Genomic DNA, 19,489 nt, shown 5'->3' with positions numbered 1-19,489 from the left:
GAGGCTCCAATCTGAATTTGGCGTAAGGGTTAAGCGCTACGTGCTGTGAGAGGAACTTCTTGAATTTTGCTGGTGACAAAATTCACAGCCTTTATGTATTTCCATAGATCCACTTCATGTTCGTGGCGTTGGGTATGCATAAAGCGATCTTGCCCAAGATCTAGCATGGATGGGTGTTGCTTCATCCTTTGGAAGGTTTCCCAGGCGGGGGATTGCAATGAGCGTGCTTGAACATAACTGGCGACAAAACGGCCCATCATATTGGCTAGATTGCCAATTCCTGAAGGCGTATTCAGATATCCGACAAAGAGAAGGTCATCAAATTCAGCGGGAACCATACGAAGGAAGAGAGAGTGAAGCTTATCCGGCCAGTTATATGTTTCCACAGGTAAGAATGGCATGTTGATGTCGTACCCTGTTGCCCACACCAGTAGATCAATTTCTTCGCTACTGCCGTCGTTAAAGTGGACCGTCTTTCCTTCAAAGTGACTGATATTTTCTCTAGGGTTGATATCGCCATGACCGATGTAATAGAGAATTTGTGAATTCATGATCGGGTGGGCTTCTTCAATCTTATGATCAGGTTTCGGCAAGCCATAATCGGTTCCGTCGAATCCAGCTAGTTTGAAAGTGCTTTGCACATGCTGCCAGTAATCATCAGGGCTTGGATAATTAGCGGCTTCTTCCATAAGCCATTCTTGTGTTGGACGACCGTTAATAAATTTCGGCATGTAGTGATAGCCGCGATGAGTCGAATGAAACGCCTTATCTGCAGCTTGTGCGGCATCAACGGCAATATCACAGCCAGAGTTACCGCTGCCGACGACTAGAACTCGTTTTCCTCTAAAGCTTTGAGAAGAGCGATAATCGCAGGCATGTAGTATTTCGCCGGTGAACTTGCCCGGAAACGTTGGTGTTTTTGGTTTTCCAAGCAGGCCATTACAAACAACCACGAGGTCATAAGTTGTGCTTGTGCCATCCGCAAAATCCAGTTGCCACCCTCGTTCCAATTTTTCCATATGCTGTACGCGGGTGTTAAAGCGGGTGTGTTGGTCCAATGAAAAATGTAGGGCTAGGTCTTGTAAATATTCAAAAACCAAAGTGTGTTTAGGGTAGTCGGCATAGTGATCAGGCATAGGGTAATCAGCGAATTGAGTGTTACGCTTTGAACTGATCAAATGGACTGAATCATACATTTTTGATGCTGGACCATCAGGCTGCCAGTTTCCGCCAAAGCGGTTTGTCGCTTCGATTATTTCAAAATCTATACCCGCTTGTTTAAAGGCTTTAGCAACACCAATTCCGCTGGCACCAGCTCCAATGATTGCTATGTTTTTCTCAGTCATCTTCTGTTCCCTAAATTTTGTGTGTGGTTCCATGCAGTGTCGCTAGCGTTAGGCCATTGCGAGTAATAATTCGCGAGCTTTTTCTTCACTGATCTCATTTCTTTCTATCAGGTCCAGTATTTCACTAGGAGTAAGCTTTGCTTCGGGTGAATCGAAATCTGGCTCTCTGATCTGTTTTGGTGTTCTCTCTTCAGTTGCAGGAGTGGGAACTGTTTTAGCTTCCGAAGCAGGTGTGTAGCTGCTGACCTCTTCGGTAGTTGCCCAATACCTGCGTTTTAAGAATTGGTAACCCGGTAAAGGAACCTTACGCCAATGGGCGTTTGGCATAGAGACAGGTTCCCCTGATAGCCATGCATGGGCTTGGTTAGACAGTGATTCAGATACTGATTGGATATCGAAAATAGCGCCTTCAGCTTTTCTCTCGGAGGGTTGCTGTAGCCAATGCTTAATCTGATGAATTAGCGATTGGAAATTAGTTGCTATAAACGCTGCTCGGACTGGATGATGAACTCGGCCATGACATAGGGTTTGAGCAACATCAGCGGTAGTAAATTGCTCTTTACCTAGAAGCAGTTTATCAGTGCTTAGCTCTATGCTTTGGAGATAGGTTTGGAACTGGATCAGCATTTCTTGTAATTGGTTGTGGCTATGGGCAGAGAACATAAATAACTGTTCGTCTGTCGCTTTTTTAGCTGGAGCTGACGTTAATTGTTCTTCAATTACAAGGTGAGCATTGGCCCCACCAGCACCGAAAGAACTGATAGCTGCCAACCGAGGTAAGGTTTGGCCATTAGGGGCTTGCTGTGGTTTCCAGTCACTCAGTGTTTGTTGCACATAAAAAGGCGAACGTTGGAAGTCTATTTTACTGTTCAGCTTTTCTGAGTGAATCGATGGAACGAGCTTTTGGTATTTCAGCTGCAACAACACTTTGGTTAGTGCGGCCATACCTGCAGCTGACTCCAAGTGACCGAGGTTAGATTTGATAGAACCTATAGGACATTGCCAGTTTGCAGAAACTTGGTTTTTAAGGGCTTTAGTTAACCCTCGTATCTCAATAGGATCGCCTAAACTGGTGCCTGTGCCATGAGCCTCGATATAGCCCAACTGTTCTACTGGTGTTTTACAGCGTTCAAAAGCACGGCTGATAACTTGAGCTTGTGCATCGGCATTCGGGACTGTGTAGCCTGAGGTGCGGCCACCGTGGTTGAGATCACTGCCACGAATAACAGCGTAGATGTGATCATTATCCCTTTCTGCGGCGCTTAGGGGTTTAAGTACAACTACTCCAACACCTTCTCCTGGGACGTAGCCATCGCCACCTTCACCAAAACTTCGGCATTTGCCTTCTGTTGATGCGAATTGAAGATCGCTTAACATGCGGTATTTATAAGGGTGAGATGAAATGTTCACCCCTCCTGCTAGCGCTACTTCACAGCCGCCACTTTGTAACAACTGACAAGCAACGTGGATGCTGGTTAATGATGAAGAGCACATGCTATCCACTGCGAAGGATGGTCCATCTAGATCCATGCAGTAAGACACTCGATTGGCAATGGATGCATACGAGGAGTTCGTCAAAGTCTCTGGACGTTGCGGCCAGGATTGAGCCCCGTAAAATTGGTATTCGCCATACATCACACCGGCAATAACACCCACTCGTTGTCGTTCTTTACTGTTTCTAGCACCAGATAGGGAGTCGGGCGTATAACCTGCATCTTCTACTGCGTGCCAAGCGGATTGTAAAAATAAACGTTCTTGTGGGTCCATGCGTTCCGCATCGCGGGGCGAGATACCAAAAAACAGAGGGTCGAACTTATCGAAGTCTTCAATAAATGAGCCCCAACGTGCATAGGCGCTATCTTTTCCTTCTGTTTGAGGCCAGCGTGCAGGAATTTCGCGTACTAAATCATTACCTTCACTTAAGTGCTGCCAAAGGTCGTTTAGATTGGATGATTCAGGGTATTGACCAGCGAGACCTATAATAGCGATGTCGTTATCAGTGAAGCCGTTTTGCGTGGGAGAATTGTTTTGCTCTGGGTGATGAACCTCGTTGAAGGAGAGGCCTTTAACTGTTTCTATGTCGGTTTTGGTTGGGAAAAGGGTAGCAACATCATTGCTATGCTCTTCAATGATGAGCTGTGACAATTCGTTGATCGAACGTACTTCAAATAATGCGGTTTTCGAAAGTTCAGGGAAGTCGTTCTCTAATAAACTATTCACTTCCATGACTAGAATAGAATCTAACCCTAAGGCATCTAAAGAAGATTCAGGGTCAATTTTCTCTATAGGAGTGCCAGTAACCTTCGAAAGATGCTGTGAGAGATATTTTTGTAATTTTTGAGCAACGTTGCCGCTGACCTCCGGTATTGATGAAGGTGTTTGTGTGTGCGGCATAGCCGTACTAGTGATCCCCATTATCTTGGCAACGGCCTTCTGTTTGCCATGTACTGGGATCATGACCGAATGAGTCTGGGTAAGTGCGTGCTGGAATAGTTTTACACCGGTTTCTTCAGGCAATAATGAGAGACCATTGCTGCTTAACCATTCAGTGACATATTCAGTTGCTTGCATACCCGTAGAGGTTTGCCAGAGTGGCCATGCAATAGAGATACAATGGCCAGAGCGCGAGCCTGTAGAGCTCAGTTGATTTCTCTGTTCAGCAAAATTATCTAGCCATGCGTTCGCTAGAGCGTAGCTGCTTTGACCAATGTTGCCATGTATGCCTGCAAGAGAAGAGCACAAAACGAAGTGTTTTATCGTATCGGCTTTCGTGTATTGGTCTAGCCAATAAGCACTTAGTGATTTAGCGCAGATGACCTCTTCTAAATCATAGGTGGAGAGCTTGCTGAAGAAATCATCTTTTAGCATTCCGGCACAGTGAATAACACCTTGTAACGAACCCGATTTGTTATGGATCTGTTCAATCAGCAGTTGAACCTGCTCTTCATTAGCACAGTCTGCACTCCAGTAATATGCCCGCGCTGCTCCTAACTCTATTAAGGTTTTGAGTGTCTCTTGTTGAACTGCTGACTGCGGTTTTCGGCCTACAATATGCAGAGTGAGACCACCTTGATTTGCTAAGTTTTTCGCAAATAACTGACCAATAGCACCTAACCCGCCGGTGATAAGAATGGAGTCGCCCGCTTGGAAATTGGTCGTAGTTTCAGTTTTTACAGGGATTTGCTGTGGATCGAATTCCAACTGTTTTTGCCAACGTCCTGAATTATTTAAGCGGATATGAACTACACCCTCTTTGGGGCTGGAGGTGATTTCTTTAGTGAGAGGGCCGAGTTCCCCTGCTAAGTTATCTTGCTCTATAACCGATGCGCTAATTGTCGGAATTTCCTGATGGATTGATTTCAACATTCCGGTCAACGCACTATTACTGTGAGTGGGTAATAACACAATGATATGCATGTGGGTGCTGATCTTTGACTCGCACAATGAGCGCAGAGAGGAGATCAGCTGAGTTGTGCCGTTTAGCCGTAAATGTGATTCCCAGACGGGGGCATTGGCCAAGTTTTCTGAATGATGCAGATTAAAAATGACTGTATCAGGCTGAGCACTCTGCTCTTGGAGTAGGCGGGTCAGAAGACCAAACTGTTGCTGATTTGTTGGATCAGCATTGATAATTGTTTGATCGTAGAAACTAAATGCCGTCGCTGCTTGTTGTAACCACAATCTGCCTCCGAGCTCATGCTTGTATTGATCATAGAGCTCCCTGTTTTGATCAAATAACAGGATGTTCTTCTGGTCACTTTCGTGGTAATTAGCCGTCAATAAAGGAGTGCTGTTCCAGACGGGACGTAAGATATGTGGTTTATGCTGCGAGGCCTGAGGTGAATAATTTCTAAACGAAAAATCCTCGATAGTGAGTAGTAATTGACCCTGCTGAGAATACACATGGAAATTAAAGGTTTCTGTTTCAGCCGAGTTAGTGGCGAGTTTTTCGGCATGAACATAGATTGTTTCTGTCAGAGCAGCAAAAAGTGATAATTTTTTACAGCTGTAAGGAATATAAGCGCTGTGGATGGTCTCGGCGCTGGTATTAGTGGCAAAAAATGCACTTTGTAGCACTCCATCCAGTAAGGCTGGGTCTAAAGTTGTTATCGGCTGACCTTCACGTCCTGAATGACGCAATTTGAGCTCGGCTAAACAAGCGTTGTCACCTTTCCATACCTTATTAATACATTGGAAACTTGGCCCGTAATGGATGTCCAATGCTTCGAAATTGGCATAGAAATCGGTGGTGCTGATTGGTTGAGAGCAATGTTGTCGTAAAGTATCGAGAGATAGGTGTGGCGTATACGCGGAAATATTGTTATCGATGCTGTATTTTCCTCGAAAATGGACAGCTTGTTTATTGTCATCAGTGATCGAGAAAAAGGTCACGCCGGAACGAGGAGTGTTAGATTCGATTATGCAGTTTATTGAGCGATGTTCCAAACCTTTCAGGGTTACTGGAGTAGCCCAGGTAAGGTCATAAAGTTCGCATACTGTGGTGGCATGTTGGGTTTGGATTTGGCGCTGTAAAATATCGATGTATGCAGCCGCAGGTAAAACCTTCTCGGCCTTAATAACGTGATCCTTTAGGTAAAACTCATTGCCATCAAAATTCAGCTGGTTTTGTTGCTCATTGTTAAACCAATGGGATTCTTTAGCAAATGGGTAGAGAGGTGCTTGTGTAAGGGGAGGAGTGACCGCCCAATAGCTCGACCAAGTTACCGTTTCCCCGTTGACCCAGCTTTGTGCTATCTCAGTAATATTCAGCTTAGATCGTTGCTGATTGTTTGGTTTGTTGGCCTGGTTTACTTTGCTGCTAAACCAACTTGAATTAGCGTTCTGCTGATTACAAAAATCGTTACAAGATTGAATTAATTGTTGTATCGAATCGGCGATAAAAACACATCGGTGGCTATTTTCACTACGTCCGCACTGAAGGGTATACGCCAGAGAGGATAAAAAATCCTGTTGATTTATTGGAGATTGAATTTGTTCCGCGTAATGACGTAAATCATCAGCAAGCTGCTGTAGCTGTTCCGTTGAGCGGGCAGAAATAGGGAAAAGTAATGGGCCGATTACTTTTTCGGAACTAGGTTGAGCGGGAGCCTGTTCCACTATTACATGCGCATTAGCACCCCCAGCCCCAAATGAGCTTATACCTGCACGCATTATGCCGTCAGCTGGTGTCCAATTTTCTAGCTTTTGCGGAATGTGGAAGCGCGTTCCCTCAATGCCCAAATCAGGATTTAACTTAGAAGAATGAAGAGAAGGGGGAATCTGCCGATGTTTAAATTGCAGGCAGGTCTTAATTAAACTTGCAATCCCAGCAGCCGATTCCAAATGGCCAATATTGGATTTTACTGAGCCTACAGCGCAGGTCTCTGGTGTATTTGATTCACTAAACAGGGCTTGTTTTAATGCTTCGATCTCTATTGGATCGCCGAGCTTAGTGCCTGTTCCATGGGCTTCGATGTAGCTAATACTTTCTGCTTCAAGGCCCGATTTCAGGAGCGTGTCTTTAATTAATTTTGCTTGAGAGGCAGGGCTAGGCACGGTGTATCCATTAGTTTGACCGCCGTGGTTTATTGCGCTCCCTTTGATGACTGCTTGAACTCTATCACCATCCCGTAAAGCGCTGGATAGAGGCTTAATGAGAACGGCTCCGACCCCTTCACCCGGAACAAAACCGTCGGCATCGGCACCGAAAGAATGACAGCGGCCAGTAGGGGATAGCATCTGTTGCTGGCACAGTTGGACATATTTTGCAGGGTGGGTGTATAGGTTTACTCCACCTACCAGTGCAGCTTGGCATTCTTTATTACGTAAGCTTTCGATGGCGTTATGAATAGCAACAAGAGATGAAGAACAAGCGGTATCTATCGCTAAGCTTGGTCCACACATATTAAGGCAATAGGAAACTCTATTTGCTGCTGACCATGGCATTCCAGAAGGAATTTTAGAAAAATTGCTGTGCCAAGAAGTTGGTCCTAGTAGAGGGTAAGTATTGGTCGTTATGCCTAAAAATACGCCTATATCCAGAGCACCATTCTCTGTGCGGATTTGGTTCGAACGCTCCCCAAGCAAAGCTGCGTCTTCCATTACATGCCAAGCGCATTGCAAAAATAGACGCTCTTGGGGATCAATTAAGGCCGCTTCTCGATGTGGAATACCAAAGAATTGAGTATCGAAATGATCAATATCAGAGAGGAAGCCTCCCCATTTTGCGTAGCTAAGGCCACTGCTGCGTGAGGCAGTGTTTTCTTCAAAGAAGTTAATTAGTGACCATCGCTCAATAGGAATCTCGCTAATGGAATCTTGACCTTTGGTTAAGTTTTTCCAAAAGTCATCAAGCTGAGCGGCATCAGGGAATTGCCCATGCATCCCAATAATAGCGATATCTTCCGATTGAAAACTGTTGTTGATAATTGGTAATTCTGGCCATTGACCCTTTTGAGATGGGAAAGATATTTCTGACGTTTTTGGGAATGTGGTAGGAGCCAAGTTTGCGATGAGCTTGGATGCTGCTTCTGGGGCTATTTTTATCAGCTGTAAAGCAGCATCTTGAGGTGTCTGGCAGTCGAATAACAGGGTTTTAGGGGTATTGGGAAAGTGTACATTGATCTTCGAGTTAAAATTTAAAATTGAAAGAGATTCAAGTCCAATCTCACTAAATAACGTATTGTTTGTGAGGGATTTTTCGTCCAATCCAGTAACTTCACGTAAAACATTGAGAACATAGCCGAGCAGTACTTCTACTTCAAACTTTTGTGAGGAAGTTTCTTTTTCTGGATAACTCATAAAGTTATGACTCTTATATCTAGTGTTTAGTATCGGATTTGATGTATGTTTTTTTGTTTTTATATCTTTTAAAACAGCTAGTTATTGTTGGTTCTTGGCTTTTGTAAATAAGCGCCTGCCGGTTAGAAATAATTAGTTGTTGTTAAGAATATCTCATTTCTCTAGCCTGCTTTTGGATAAAACACTTAACCGCAAGGGTAAAGCATGGATGTCTCAAACCAGTATATTACTGGATCAATATTTGATAATGATTATCAGTCAAATAAAAAGTAACGTTGCTAGAATCGTTTTAATATTAATTTTTGTCAATTGACTTTTTAGTAGGATGTTCAAAAGGATATCCTTTTATAAAGTGTGGTTATGATGCCAAAGTAGTAATTTTTAGTGTGATGTTTGCCTGATAAATGCAGGTGGTATCACCCTGTGAGGCGAGGTTTTTTAAGTGTATGACGAAGGTGTATTACCTAATTGAAGTGCTGTATAGATTTCTAATCTGTAAGGTTTTCAATATCGCGCTAAAGTTATAAGTAGCTACAAAGCACGTGGGGTGGCGTTATGACTGTATTTGATCGTGATCTGCTCATTAAAGGGTTAAGTCCATATACTGAAACAGGCTTTGGAGTTCCTAGTGAAAGTGTTCGTGCTTATCTAGATTGTTATGGTTTGTTAGAGGTTGTTAAAAAATCGAACTATCGTATAGGACGTATAGAACTCGATGAAGTTTCTGTGACGTTACAATCCTTTTCGGTTTTAGACCGTTCCCGTAACCGCGGAACGGTTGTGTTAGTGCATGGTTATATGGACCATGTTGGCTTATATCAGCACCTGATTGATGACCTTTTGAAAAGCGGGTTTGATCTGCTCTGTTATGATTTGAGTGGTCATGGTTTATCCGATGGTGATCCGCTGGCAGTGGACGATTTTCAACATTATGCGACTCAGCTAGCGGAGCTGTTGGCCAGTTTAGATCAGGAGCTATCTTACCCGGTTCATTTAGTTGGCCAGAGTACAGGTGGTGCAGTGGTGATGGCACATCAGCTGCTGTTTACCGATCAAACTATGCCTTCTTTGGGTGAGCGAGTGTTGTTGGCGCCCTTAGTAAGACCAAGCCTGTGGCGCAGCATACAGCGTAAATTTCGCTGGCTGAAATACGTATTACGCCGAGTGCCGAGACGTTATAGCCAAAACTCTCATGACGATGATTTTATTCGCTTTCTAAGAGAAGGGGATTGTTTGCAGCACCGCGAAATTCCTGTGAGTTGGGTCGGAGCGATGTTGGCGTGGGGGGATTGGATAGAAGCGCATCTGCCTGTGCCTGGGCGTATTCATATGATTCAGGGTACCCTCGATAGTACGGTCGATTGGCAGCACAATATGGCAGTGTTGGGTAGGCTTTATCCGGAGATGGAATTAACGTTGATTGATGAGGCTAAACATCATCTGGTGAACGAAACACCGCAATACCGAGATCAGGTGTTCAATCAGATTGAGTCGATATTTAAACGCTGGGAAAACGAAAACGGGCAGCCCTAAGGCTGCCCGTTTTGATCAAATCAGATCAACTTAGAACAAACGACGGCAGCGGATAGTGCCTTCGATCTGCTTCAAGTTTTCTAGTGCTACCGCTGAGCAATCTGCATCAACGTCTACCACTACGTAACCAACTTTCTCGTTAGTCTGTAGGTACTGACCGCTGATGTTAACGCTGTTTTCAGAGAATACAGTGTTGATTGCAGACATAATGCCCGGCACGTTGTTGTGTACGTGAAGTAGACGGTGAACGTGTGGGTGCTCTGGTAGAGCAACTTCTGGGAAGTTAACAGACGTGATAGAAGAACCGTTATCACTGTACTTGATCAACTTCTCAGCTACTTCGTAACCGATGTTTTCCTGAGCTTCCATCGTAGAACCGCCTACGTGTGGAGTTAGGATTACATTGTCATACTCACGAAGTGGTGAGATGAATTCGTCATTGTTAGTACGTGGCTCAACAGGGAATACGTCGATAGCCGCGCCTAGTAGACGACCAGAATCTAGTGCTTTACATAGCTCATCGATTACAACAACAGTACCGCGAGCAGCGTTCAGGAATATAGAACCCTGTTTCATTTCAGCGAACTGAGCTTCGCCCATCATATCTTTAGTTGCTGGCGTTTCAGGTACGTGTAGAGAAACGATGTCACTCATGTTTAGAAGCTCTTTCATAGAGCCAACCTGAGTCGCGTTACCTAGTGGTAGCTTAGTGACTACATCGTAGAAGAACACTTGCATGCCCATCGCTTCAGCAATAACACTTAGCTGAGAGCCGATGCTACCGTAACCTACGATACCTAGCTTCTTGCCACGGATTTCGTAAGAGTTTTTAGCCGATTTCTGCCACTCACCACGGTGAGCTTTAGCATTCTTCTCTGCAACGCCACGAAGCAGAAGAATTGCTTCAGCGATCACTAGCTCTGCAACAGAACGAGTGTTAGAGAATGGAGCATTAAATACTGCGACACCACGCATCGTTGCGGCTTCCAGGTTTACCTGGTTAGTACCGATACAGAAGCAACCAACAGCTACTAGCTTTTCAGCAGCTTCAAATACTTGTTCAGTTAGCTGAGTACGGGAACGGATACCGATGAAGTGAACGTCCTTAACACGCTCAATCAACTCTTCTTCTGGTAGGGAACCAGTTAAGAATTCGATGTTGGTGTAACCATTCTGATTAAAAGTGTCCACCGCAGATTGGTGTACGCCTTCCAGAAGCAAAATTTTGATTTTGCTTTTATCGAGAGAGGTTGTTTGGCTCATGGTGTGCAGCTCTTTAATTTGCGTGGCTTTTCCTAGAGTTTAGGAGGGCCACAGGTTTAAACGCTTTAAAATTAAGCGCGAATATTAGCACAGCCAAAGTTGAAAAGGATGAATGATAAGCTCAGATTGGCGGAAAAATATTCATCTTGAGATGAGGTGGATTGTATAAAGCGGGTATTTGGAGGGAAAGGCTTCTATATTGGGAATATAGAAGCCAAGCTTTTACTTAGCCGTAGAAGCAAAGGTAAGCAGTTGCTTGCTCAACTTTAAGCTGGAAGCTCTGGTTCGCTGCAACTTTAAACTCTGTACCTGTTGGGAAAGACTGGAACTCTTCGCTGCCAGGTAGTTTAACGATTAGCTCGCCGCTAACTACTTTCATTAGTTCGTCTTCGCTTGTGCCGAATTCGTATTCGCCTGGTGCCATTACGCCAGAAGTTACTTTACCTTCGCTGTTTTCGAAGCCGATAGATTTTACTTTGCCGTCAAAGTATTCGTTTACGTTCAGCATGTTTGATCTCCTAAAATTTGCGCGAATCATAAAATTAAATGCTAATCGCTGCAAATTTCAGGAATTAATCGGGCTGTTTTCCAACACAAAATCGACAAAGGTTTGGTTGGCCTGAGATAGATAACCATCTTTACGCCACGCAATTGAAAGATCCAACCACACCGGTTTTGTGAAAGGGCGCGCCACTAATCCCGGTTCATCTTCGATCACCATCGCCATCAGGGTTGAGATGGCATACCCCTGTTTAACAATCGATTTAATCAGAGGAATCAGATTCGTCTCAAAGCTGATTTTAGGCGTAATACCGGCCTGTGCCGCGAGATCATCGACTACATTGCGGTGGAAAAAGCCGGTATTAAACATCACCAGCTCTTCCGCAAAGAGTTGTGCATATTCAACACTGTCTAAACTGGCAAAGGGGTGGTCGAGCGGTGAGATCACCATCATCTGTTCTTGCAGAAAGACTTTGGATTCTAGATTCTTACTGGGGATAGATTTATCGACGATAACCGCTAAATCGAGTTCCCCTTGCTCTAAAAGTCGTTGCAGTTTGCCTGCGCCTCCATCAATAACGGTTAATGTTAATTGTGGATAACGATGTCGAAACGCCATCAAAATAGGCGGAAAATAATAAGAGCCAAGCATGCTTGGAATGCCTACGCGCACTTCGCCTTTGAGCAAGCCTTTCAGCTCCTGCATCTCCAAAATGGCATCTTCGGTAGCCTGTAAAATCTTATTGGCATGGCGATAAAGGTGTTCACCTTCATCAGTCAGGCTGATTTTACGGTCGTATCGATGTAGAAGTTTTAGATCTAACTCTTCTTCTAGCTTTCTGATCGCCATACTCATCGCAGGCTGTGCAATGTGTAGCTTTTCAGCGGCTTTAGTAAAGCTGTTGAGATCGGCAACGGTTTTGAAATAGCGTAGGTGTTTTATATCCATCATCATATTTTCTTATCAAAGCTATAAGAAGTATATATTTTTATGATGGCTTTGCGATTGCTAGTCTTCCACCACGAATGAGAGGTGGAACATGATCGAAGCAGGTACAAGTCAATTTTGGCGCGCAACTATGGCCTTATGCGTAGGCTCTTTTATGGTGTTTGCCAATCTCTACATCACGCACCCTTTGCTACCGATGTTGGCTGAGGAATTTGAGATTAGTCCATTGTTAGCCAGTTGGAGCTTAACAGTGACTACTTTGACTTTAGGTTTGTCTTTGTTGGTGTTTGGCCCCCTATCTGATGCCCTTGGACGCACGCGGTTGATGCTTATGACGATGTGCGGGGCAGTGCTTTGTAGTTTTGTATTGTCACAGGTATCTGACTTTACATGGTTGCTGTTCTGGCGAGCATTGCAAGGTATTTGCTTAGCAGGCTTACCAGCTATCGCGATCGCTTATATGGGCGATGAGTTCACAAAAAAAGGCTTAATTGCCGCAGTCGGTTTGTATATCAGCGGCAACACTTTAGGGGGCATTGGTGGGCGTCTTATAGGTGGTTTTGCCGGTGAACTGTTCGGATGGCAGGAAGCATTCGCCTTGATGACCTTCATTAGCTTCTTCTGTCTATGTTTGTTTGTTTGGTTGTTACCGCCATCAGAGAATTTCAGCGCAAGAAAGGTCGTGCCAACTCAGATGATGACAGATGCCTATCAGCATCTGTCTAATCCTCTGTTGTTACTAGCTTATATCGTTGGCGGACTTAACTTCTTTATCTTTATCAACCAATACAGCTATGCGACATTTCTGCTTGCTGATGAGCCCTATTACCTATCGGCGGGGGTGCTTGGATTACTATTCCTGACTTACCTCAGTGGTACGGTGGGCGCTGCGTTTTCTGGGCGTATTGCCAAAAATATTCCGCAGCCATTAGTCATGGCTATGGGGATCATTATCTTGATGACAGGTACGCTGCTGACTCTTCAGGGCAGTTTATGGGCGATCATTTTAGGCTTCTTGGTCAGCGCCTTTGGTTTCTTTTTAGCTCATTCTTGTGCAAGTAGTTGGGTTAGCCATACTGCGCTGCACGCTAGAGCGACAGCATCGTCTATTTATCTGCTGTTCTATTATCTGGGGGCTAGTAGCGGTGGTTTCTATTTAGATCCGTTTTGGCATTCGTGGGGCTGGGATGGTGTGGTCTTTGGTTCCTTGTGTATTCTGCTGATTACTTTGCTATCCAGTTTAATGCTCTACTATAAAACAAGCGTAAAACTGGAGCGCTGTGCGGCAGGGGGGTAAACTTCACCCCAAGATAATTAAAGGAGTACCTATGAGCTATCAACACAGTAATGTCGACGGAGATTTGGTAAACCTGCCAACGGGTAAAGTGATTTGTGTCGGTCGTAACTATGCCGATCATGCTGCAGAGCTGAATAATCCAATACCTACCGAGCCTATGTTGTTTATCAAGCCCGCTACGAGTGTGGTTGATATGACTCAGCCGTTTACTGTGCCGCAAGGGCATGGTTCTGTTCATTTTGAAACGGAGATGGCAATTCTGATTGGTTCTAAACTAAGCAATGCATCTGAGGAAGAAGCGAAGGCGGCAATTAGCGGCGTGGGCTTAGGGTTAGATCTAACTTTGCGTGATCTTCAAGGAAAGCTAAAAGAGAAAGGTCATCCGTGGGAGAAGGCGAAAGCGTTCGATGGTTCATGCCCACTATCTCCTTTTATTGCTGCAAGTTCAGTTGCCGATCTACAAGACGTAGAGATCAAATTGACCGTTAACGGTGAGATCCGTCAGCAGGGCAACAGTGCAGCTATGTTGAATCAAGTGTTGCCGCTTCTTAGTCATGCCAGTGAGTTCTTTACCCTTGAGCCGGGTGATGTAGTGTTAACCGGCACGCCTGCAGGTGTAGGCCCAGTGGTACCTGGAGATAAACTGCAGGTAGAACTGACAGGTCTTCTTTCCGTAACAACAGAAGCTGTGTAATACGTGAAAAGCTTCGTTCTGTTTATTGCGTTATTCAGCGCGCTATTTACCTTACCTGCGGCGGCAGTCGATCCTGCGGTTCGCTGGCAGCAGCCTGAGTTTATTCTTCAGGCCTTCAAAGAGGTGGCGCTGCGCAATGAATACAGCCTTCAAGGGCGTATGGTCAGACGCTGGAATAAACCAATTCGGGTGTGGCTGGATCACCAAGTGCCCGACGCTGAGGTGCATACCAGTTTGGTAAATATGCACCTCAAACATCTGTCCGAAATCACCGGTTTATCGATTAAGACCGTCAGTCGTAAACAGGACGCTAACTTGATTATGGTTTTCACTAAGCAGTCTTTGTGGAAACGTCAGGTGGGTGAGCTCTTTGGTAAGCGTGCGGAAAAGATCGTTCATGGTGCGGTTTGTATGGCGAACTTCCGAGTGAATGGCCGCTATGAGATCGATCAAGCGGCGGTAATTATTCCGGTTGATCAGGCTAGGATGCATGGCAAATTAGTGACCTGTATCGTTGAAGAGATCACGCAGGTGATGGGCTTGCCGAATGATTCGGAAAAGGTTTATCCCTCTATTTTTAATGATCGTACTCCAGAGACATTGCTATCTGGTTTAGATTACCTTCTGCTCAAGTTGCTCTATCAGCCGGTTCTTAAACCGGGTATGACCGAAGAGCAAGCCTTACCTCTGTTGAAGAAAGTTATCTCTGAATGGCAGAGTGACGGTACGATTCAATCTGCTCATAAAATTGTTAAGCGCGGAGAGCTTTATCCGCTGCTAGGTTACTAAGGAATTTGTATGTCGTTTTTGTGGATAAAAGTCTTTCATATTCTTGCAATGACCAGTTGGATGGCGGGTATCTTTTACCTTCCACGTATCTTTGTTCATTACGTTGAAGGGCGTGAAGCAGGGCAGGATGTTGCTCGATTAGAGATCATGGCCGGTAAGCTCTACGGCTTTATGAGCATTATGGCGATCTTCACCTTAGGCCTAGGCTTATGGCTGATGTTTGGCTACGGTATTGGCGGTGGCTGGATGCATGCAAAACTAACGTTTGTCGGCTTGCTGATCGGCTATCACTTCTGGTGTAAAGCGTACTTAAACAAAATGAGAGCGGGGACTTTAGATCGCAGTGGTCGCTACTTCCGTTTGTTTAACGAATTGCCGTTACTGATCTTTATTCCAATTTTGATCTTTGTTGTCGTAAAGCCGTTCTAATTCAGGACGAATGGAGCAGACGTTGGTAACTTAAGCTTTATGCTTTGCCAGCGTTTGTTCAACGCGAGCGGCCAGTCGCTCAGCTCTCTCTTGAAGTTGCTCAACTTCATTGGTGAAAAAGTCCATCTCTGGACGTGTAGGGATAAACCTTACTTCCTCTTTCACAAACTCATCCAAGTTGTGGATAAAGCTAGAAGCACTGTTTTTATACCACTGAGCTTTCCAAGCTGTGTACAGAGCTACTTGGTGTGCAGGAAGGTCGCCAATCACATCACCTAGCATCGCTTCCCAATCAATTTGAGCGTCGCTCAGAATCTGTTGGAAGCGGGTAGCTAAAGCGCTGTCACCGCTAACCTGAACCGTCTTACCAAACATCGCATCAGACTTGTCTTTGCTCGTTAGAAGAGTGATAAAGTCGGCGGCGTTACCACGAAGCGTGGTGGTCGGTTCATCGTTGTAGACCGATTGGATCTGAAGACCATCGGCATTAGGAAGTAGGTAAAGGTTAAGTGCAGGTGAAGTGCACTCAATCGCTATCACTTTGCCAGTGAGACGCTCAAGATGTTGCAGGGTAACCGGGTCACGTTTAAGCAGTTGGTTGCATACCGTTTCTGCAGTCGTGAATAGGGTAGCTTGAAGCATCTCGAGCATGAGTTCGATCCTAAAAAGCGATTAAGGCTTGATACCTGTGTGTAGCGCAACGATACCGCCAGTCATGTTCTGGTAGCGGCAGTTTGTCAGACCCGCATTCTGCATCATACCTTTCAGTGTTTCCTGATCTGGGTGCATGCGGATTGACTCAGCCAAGTAGCGGTAGCTATCAGCATCGCCAGCAATTGCAGAACCCATATGCGGTAGGATGTTGAACGAGTAGAAATCGTACGCTTTGGTTAGTAGTGGGTTATCTGTTTTAGAGAACTCCAATACCATCAATTTACCGCCCGGCTTAAGTACACGTGCCATGGAGCGTAGCGCCGCATCTTTATCGGTTACGTTACGAAGACCAAATGCGATTGTGATCACATCGAAGGTGTTATCAGGGAATGGCAGGGCTTCAGCGTTTGCTTGCACAAACTCAACGTTGCCTGTTACGCCTTTATCCATCAGCTTGTCACGGCCAACTTTCAACATAGAGTCGTTGATGTCAGCAAGAACAACTTTACCTGTAGGGCCCACAAGGCGTGAGAAACGCATGGTCAAATCGCCGGTTCCGCCTGCGATATCTAGGACAGTGTTACCTGTGCGAACGCCACTTTGTTCGATAGTGATTCGTTTCCAAAGACGGTGAACGCCACCGGACATTAGATCGTTCATCAGATCGTATTTGCCAGCAACACTGTGGAAGACATCAGCAACACGCTGTACTTTTTCCTCTGTTTTGACATTTTCATAGCCAAAGTGAGTGGTGTTGTCGTTGCGTTGATCTGCCATATCCGGATGTCCTGAAAATCTTAGATTAGAGGGGGATTTTAACCTTATCCGCTGAAATTGTCTGCGATTGAAAAGGGATTATTTTCGGTTGAGGTGACCCAGAAATAAAAAAGGACTATTAATGAATAGCCCTTTTTAGTGTTTGTTTACGATGTAGGATGTTTATCGCCCGATAGCGATCATACCGCCATCGCGTGATTCGCCAGCATCTGCTAGTTTCTGAAGATACTCTTGCCAATACTGGTCGTGATTGTAGGCAAGGTCATGTAGGCAGTCCCAAGTATAGATACCGCTATCATGACCATCATCAAATACAATCTTTAGAGCGTAGTTACCGCTAGGTATCAACTCTTTAATGCCTACCAGCTTTTTGCCAGTTTGCAGCACGCCATTGCCGATGCCATGGCCGCGCACTTCAGCAGATGGAGAGTGCACGCGCAGGTACTCGGCACTTAGCTCAAAGGTTTTATCCTCATAGCTTAATTCCAGCGTGCGAGACTTCTTGTGCAGCTTAATCTGTGTCGGTAATGGTGCTTTAGACATCATCTTACTCCCAGTTACAGGGTCCTAATTACAGGATGTAGTGGCTTAGGTCTTCATCTTTGCTTAGCTCGCTAAGCTGCTGATCAACAAAAGCTTTGTCTACTTTGATAGTCTGACCAGAGCAGTCTGATGCAGCAAAAGAAAGCTCTTCTAGTAGGCGTTCCATCATTGTGTGTAGACGACGTGCACCGATGTTTTCTGTGCTTTCGTTTACTTCAAATGCCAGTTCAGCGACACGATGAATACCTTCATCCGTAAACTCAACGCTCACGCCTTCAGTACCAAGTAGCGCTGTGTACTGATCAGTCAGCGACGCATTTGGCTCTTTCAGAATACGGCGGAAGTCTTCTGGTGTTAGAGCGTTTAGCTCAACACGGATAGGCAGACGACCTTGCAGCTCTGGGATCAAGTCAGATGGCTTAGCTAAGTGGAATGCACCGGATGCGATAAACAGAATGTGGTCTGTTTTGATCATGCCGTACTTAGTGCTGACTGTGCAGCCTTCGATTAGCGGCAGCAGGTCACGCTGCACACCTTCACGAGATACGTCACCGCTGCTGTTAGAGCCACCTTTGCAGACTTTATCGATCTCATCTAGGAAGACGATACCGTGCTGTTCAACTAGCTCAACTGCAGATTGTTTCAGCTCATCTTCTTTAACAAGGTTCGCTGCTTCTTCATCGGTTAGGGCTTTAAAAGCATCTTTGATCTTCAAACGGCGAGACTGTTTCTTACCACCGCCCATGCCAGAGAACATGCTTTGCAGTTGGTTAGTCATCTCTTCCATGCCCGGAGGTGCCATGATCTCAACACCCATCTGTGGCTGAGCCACTTCGATGTCAATTTCTTTATCGTCTAGTTGGCCTTCACGTAGTTTCTTACGGAATACCTGACGCGTAGCGCTGTCTTCGCGAGTAGGTTCTTCGCCAAAGTTTGCAGGACGTGCTGGTGGTAATAGGGCATCAAGAATACGCTCTTCTGCTGCTTCTTCAGCTTGGAAGCGTACTTTATCCATCTCCTGCTCACGCAGCATCTTGATCGACATATCAACCAAGTCACGGATGATGGTTTCTACGTCACGACCAACATAACCGACTTCGGTAAATTTAGTCGCTTCAACTTTGATGAACGGTGCGTTAGCTAGTTTTGCTAGACGACGTGCGATCTCAGTTTTACCTACACCAGTAGGACCGATCATCAGGATGTTTTTAGGGGTTACTTCAGTACGCATCTCATCATCAAGTTGCATACGACGCCAGCGGTTACGAAGTGCGATAGCTACTGCGCGTTTTGCTTCGTCTTGGCCGATAATGTGACGATCCAGCTCGGATACAATTTCACGTGGTGTCATGTTAGACATTTTTAGCTCCTGTGGCTGGATTACTGAACTGAATCAAGTTCTTCGATAGTCAGGTTGCCGTTGGTAAATACACAGATACCAGCAGCGATATGTAGGCTCTTCTCAACAATATCTTTAGCAGAAAGCTCAGTATTGTCGGTTAGGGCGCGTGCAGCAGCCAAAGCGAAGTTGCCGCCAGAACCAATAGCGATAACGCCATCTTCTGGTTCAATAATGTCGCCGCTACCCGAGATTAGGTACGTTTTTTCTTTGTTAGCAACCAGCATAAGTGCTTCAAGTTTGCGCAGCACACGGTCACCGCGCCACTCTTTCGCTAGGCTTACAACGGCATTGAAAATGTTGCCTTGGTGTTTCTCTAGCTGAGCTTCAAAAAGATCAAGTAGGGTAATTGCGTCAGCGGTACTGCCGGCAAAACCGGTAATTACATCGTGCTTAGGCAGAAGGCGAACTTTACGTGCAGTGCCTTTCATTACAGTGTTGCCTAGCGATACTTGGCCATCACCGCCTACAACTACTTTATCGCCACGACGTACGGATACTATCGTTGTCATTA

General features: G+C 45.3%; 15 protein-coding genes. 5 read left to right on the top strand and 10 right to left on the bottom strand.

What is annotated here, in order from left to right:
- Positions 1-29: 29 nt before the first annotated feature.
- Together ACMXYP_RS16060 and ACMXYP_RS16055 are read right to left on the bottom strand one after the other, a co-directional pair.
- Positions 30-1,346 (bottom strand): flavin-containing monooxygenase, encoded by a 1,317-nt coding sequence (locus ACMXYP_RS16060; protein ID WP_415882645.1) that lies wholly within the window; start codon positions 1,344-1,346, stop codon positions 30-32.
- 48 nt (positions 1,347-1,394) lie between these two features.
- A complete protein-coding gene (locus tag ACMXYP_RS16055; protein WP_415882644.1) occupies positions 1,395-8,147 on the bottom strand; it encodes an SDR family NAD(P)-dependent oxidoreductase in 6,753 nt (2,250 codons plus the stop codon).
- Positions 8,148-8,702: 555 nt separating this feature from the next.
- Between ACMXYP_RS16055 and ACMXYP_RS16050 the strand changes: the two genes are divergently transcribed.
- Positions 8,703-9,680, top strand: coding sequence for an alpha/beta hydrolase (locus ACMXYP_RS16050; protein ID WP_415882643.1), 978 nt, complete (start codon positions 8,703-8,705; stop codon positions 9,678-9,680).
- A gap of 30 nt (positions 9,681-9,710) precedes the next feature.
- Here the strand turns inward: ACMXYP_RS16050 and serA are convergent, their stop codons facing one another.
- From serA to ACMXYP_RS16035, 3 genes are all read right to left on the bottom strand, one after another.
- The gene (gene serA, locus ACMXYP_RS16045) at positions 9,711-10,943 is read right to left on the bottom strand and encodes a phosphoglycerate dehydrogenase (RefSeq protein ID WP_415882642.1); all 1,233 of its coding nucleotides are present in this window, start codon (positions 10,941-10,943) and stop codon (positions 9,711-9,713) included.
- A gap of 226 nt (positions 10,944-11,169) precedes the next feature.
- Positions 11,170-11,451, bottom strand: coding sequence for a pyrimidine/purine nucleoside phosphorylase (locus ACMXYP_RS16040; protein ID WP_415882641.1), 282 nt, complete (start codon positions 11,449-11,451; stop codon positions 11,170-11,172).
- A gap of 57 nt (positions 11,452-11,508) precedes the next feature.
- Complete coding sequence (locus ACMXYP_RS16035) at positions 11,509-12,393, bottom strand: LysR family transcriptional regulator (RefSeq protein WP_415884687.1); 885 nt, start codon at positions 12,391-12,393, stop codon at positions 11,509-11,511.
- A gap of 91 nt (positions 12,394-12,484) precedes the next feature.
- Between ACMXYP_RS16035 and ACMXYP_RS16030 the strand changes: the two genes are divergently transcribed.
- From ACMXYP_RS16030 to ACMXYP_RS16015, 4 genes are read left to right on the top strand one after another with little or no spacing between them, the layout of a single operon-like run.
- A complete protein-coding gene (locus ACMXYP_RS16030) occupies positions 12,485-13,690 on the top strand; it encodes an MFS transporter (RefSeq protein WP_415882640.1) in 1,206 nt (401 codons plus the stop codon).
- Between the two features lie 31 nt (positions 13,691-13,721).
- Complete coding sequence (locus ACMXYP_RS16025; RefSeq protein ID WP_415882639.1) at positions 13,722-14,384, top strand: fumarylacetoacetate hydrolase family protein; 663 nt, start codon at positions 13,722-13,724, stop codon at positions 14,382-14,384.
- 3 nt (positions 14,385-14,387) lie between these two features.
- The gene (locus ACMXYP_RS16020; RefSeq protein ID WP_415882637.1) at positions 14,388-15,173 is read left to right on the top strand and encodes a DUF2927 domain-containing protein; all 786 of its coding nucleotides are present in this window, start codon (positions 14,388-14,390) and stop codon (positions 15,171-15,173) included.
- Between the two features lie 9 nt (positions 15,174-15,182).
- Positions 15,183-15,602 (top strand): CopD family protein, encoded by a 420-nt coding sequence (locus ACMXYP_RS16015; protein WP_415882636.1) that lies wholly within the window; start codon positions 15,183-15,185, stop codon positions 15,600-15,602.
- A 30-nt stretch (positions 15,603-15,632) separates the two neighbouring features.
- Here ACMXYP_RS16015 and ACMXYP_RS16010 read toward each other — a convergent pair whose 3' ends face one another.
- The 5 genes from ACMXYP_RS16010 to hslV form a co-directional block, all read right to left on the bottom strand.
- Positions 15,633-16,253: an SCP2 domain-containing protein gene (locus ACMXYP_RS16010; RefSeq protein ID WP_415882635.1), complete on the bottom strand. Its 621-nt coding sequence runs from the start codon at positions 16,251-16,253 to the stop codon at positions 15,633-15,635.
- A 21-nt stretch (positions 16,254-16,274) separates the two neighbouring features.
- Entirely contained in the window at positions 16,275-17,033 is a 759-nt protein-coding gene (ubiE, locus tag ACMXYP_RS16005; protein ID WP_415882634.1) for a bifunctional demethylmenaquinone methyltransferase/2-methoxy-6-polyprenyl-1,4-benzoquinol methylase UbiE, read from the bottom strand.
- 162 nt (positions 17,034-17,195) lie between these two features.
- A complete protein-coding gene (locus ACMXYP_RS16000) occupies positions 17,196-17,576 on the bottom strand; it encodes a gamma-butyrobetaine hydroxylase-like domain-containing protein (protein WP_415882633.1) in 381 nt (126 codons plus the stop codon).
- Positions 17,577-17,604: 28 nt separating this feature from the next.
- Entirely contained in the window at positions 17,605-18,936 is a 1,332-nt protein-coding gene (gene hslU / locus ACMXYP_RS15995; protein ID WP_415882632.1) for an ATP-dependent protease ATPase subunit HslU, read from the bottom strand.
- A gap of 20 nt (positions 18,937-18,956) precedes the next feature.
- On the bottom strand, positions 18,957-19,487 hold the full coding sequence (gene hslV, locus ACMXYP_RS15990; protein WP_415882631.1) for an ATP-dependent protease subunit HslV: 531 nt from the start codon (positions 19,485-19,487) through the stop codon (positions 18,957-18,959).
- Between the last annotated feature and the right edge of the window lie 2 nt (positions 19,488-19,489).

Source organism: Neptuniibacter sp. QD34_54, from assembly GCF_047778055.1.
In the GTDB taxonomy this organism is placed as follows: domain Bacteria; phylum Pseudomonadota; class Gammaproteobacteria; order Pseudomonadales; family Balneatricaceae; genus Neptuniibacter.
Note: the sequence above shows the minus strand (reverse complement) of the source record. Positions and strands in the feature narration are given on the sequence as shown.

Coding starts and splice junctions, on each gene's coding strand:
- ACMXYP_RS16060 (WP_415882645.1), bottom strand. CDS start 1,346: ATGACTGAGAAAAACATAGCAATCATTGGAGCTGGTGCCAGCGGAATT.
- ACMXYP_RS16055 (WP_415882644.1), bottom strand. CDS start 8,147: ATGAGTTATCCAGAAAAAGAAACTTCCTCACAAAAGTTTGAAGTAGAA.
- ACMXYP_RS16050 (WP_415882643.1), top strand. CDS start 8,703: ATGACTGTATTTGATCGTGATCTGCTCATTAAAGGGTTAAGTCCATAT.
- serA (WP_415882642.1), bottom strand. CDS start 10,943: ATGAGCCAAACAACCTCTCTCGATAAAAGCAAAATCAAAATTTTGCTT.
- ACMXYP_RS16040 (WP_415882641.1), bottom strand. CDS start 11,451: ATGCTGAACGTAAACGAATACTTTGACGGCAAAGTAAAATCTATCGGC.
- ACMXYP_RS16035 (WP_415884687.1), bottom strand. CDS start 12,393: ATGGATATAAAACACCTACGCTATTTCAAAACCGTTGCCGATCTCAAC.
- ACMXYP_RS16030 (WP_415882640.1), top strand. CDS start 12,485: ATGATCGAAGCAGGTACAAGTCAATTTTGGCGCGCAACTATGGCCTTA.
- ACMXYP_RS16025 (WP_415882639.1), top strand. CDS start 13,722: ATGAGCTATCAACACAGTAATGTCGACGGAGATTTGGTAAACCTGCCA.
- ACMXYP_RS16015 (WP_415882636.1), top strand. CDS start 15,183: ATGTCGTTTTTGTGGATAAAAGTCTTTCATATTCTTGCAATGACCAGT.
- ACMXYP_RS16010 (WP_415882635.1), bottom strand. CDS start 16,253: ATGCTCGAGATGCTTCAAGCTACCCTATTCACGACTGCAGAAACGGTA.
- ubiE (WP_415882634.1), bottom strand. CDS start 17,033: ATGGCAGATCAACGCAACGACAACACCACTCACTTTGGCTATGAAAAT.
- ACMXYP_RS16000 (WP_415882633.1), bottom strand. CDS start 17,576: ATGTCTAAAGCACCATTACCGACACAGATTAAGCTGCACAAGAAGTCT.
- hslU (WP_415882632.1), bottom strand. CDS start 18,936: ATGTCTAACATGACACCACGTGAAATTGTATCCGAGCTGGATCGTCAC.
- hslV (WP_415882631.1), bottom strand. CDS start 19,487: ATGACAACGATAGTATCCGTACGTCGTGGCGATAAAGTAGTTGTAGGC.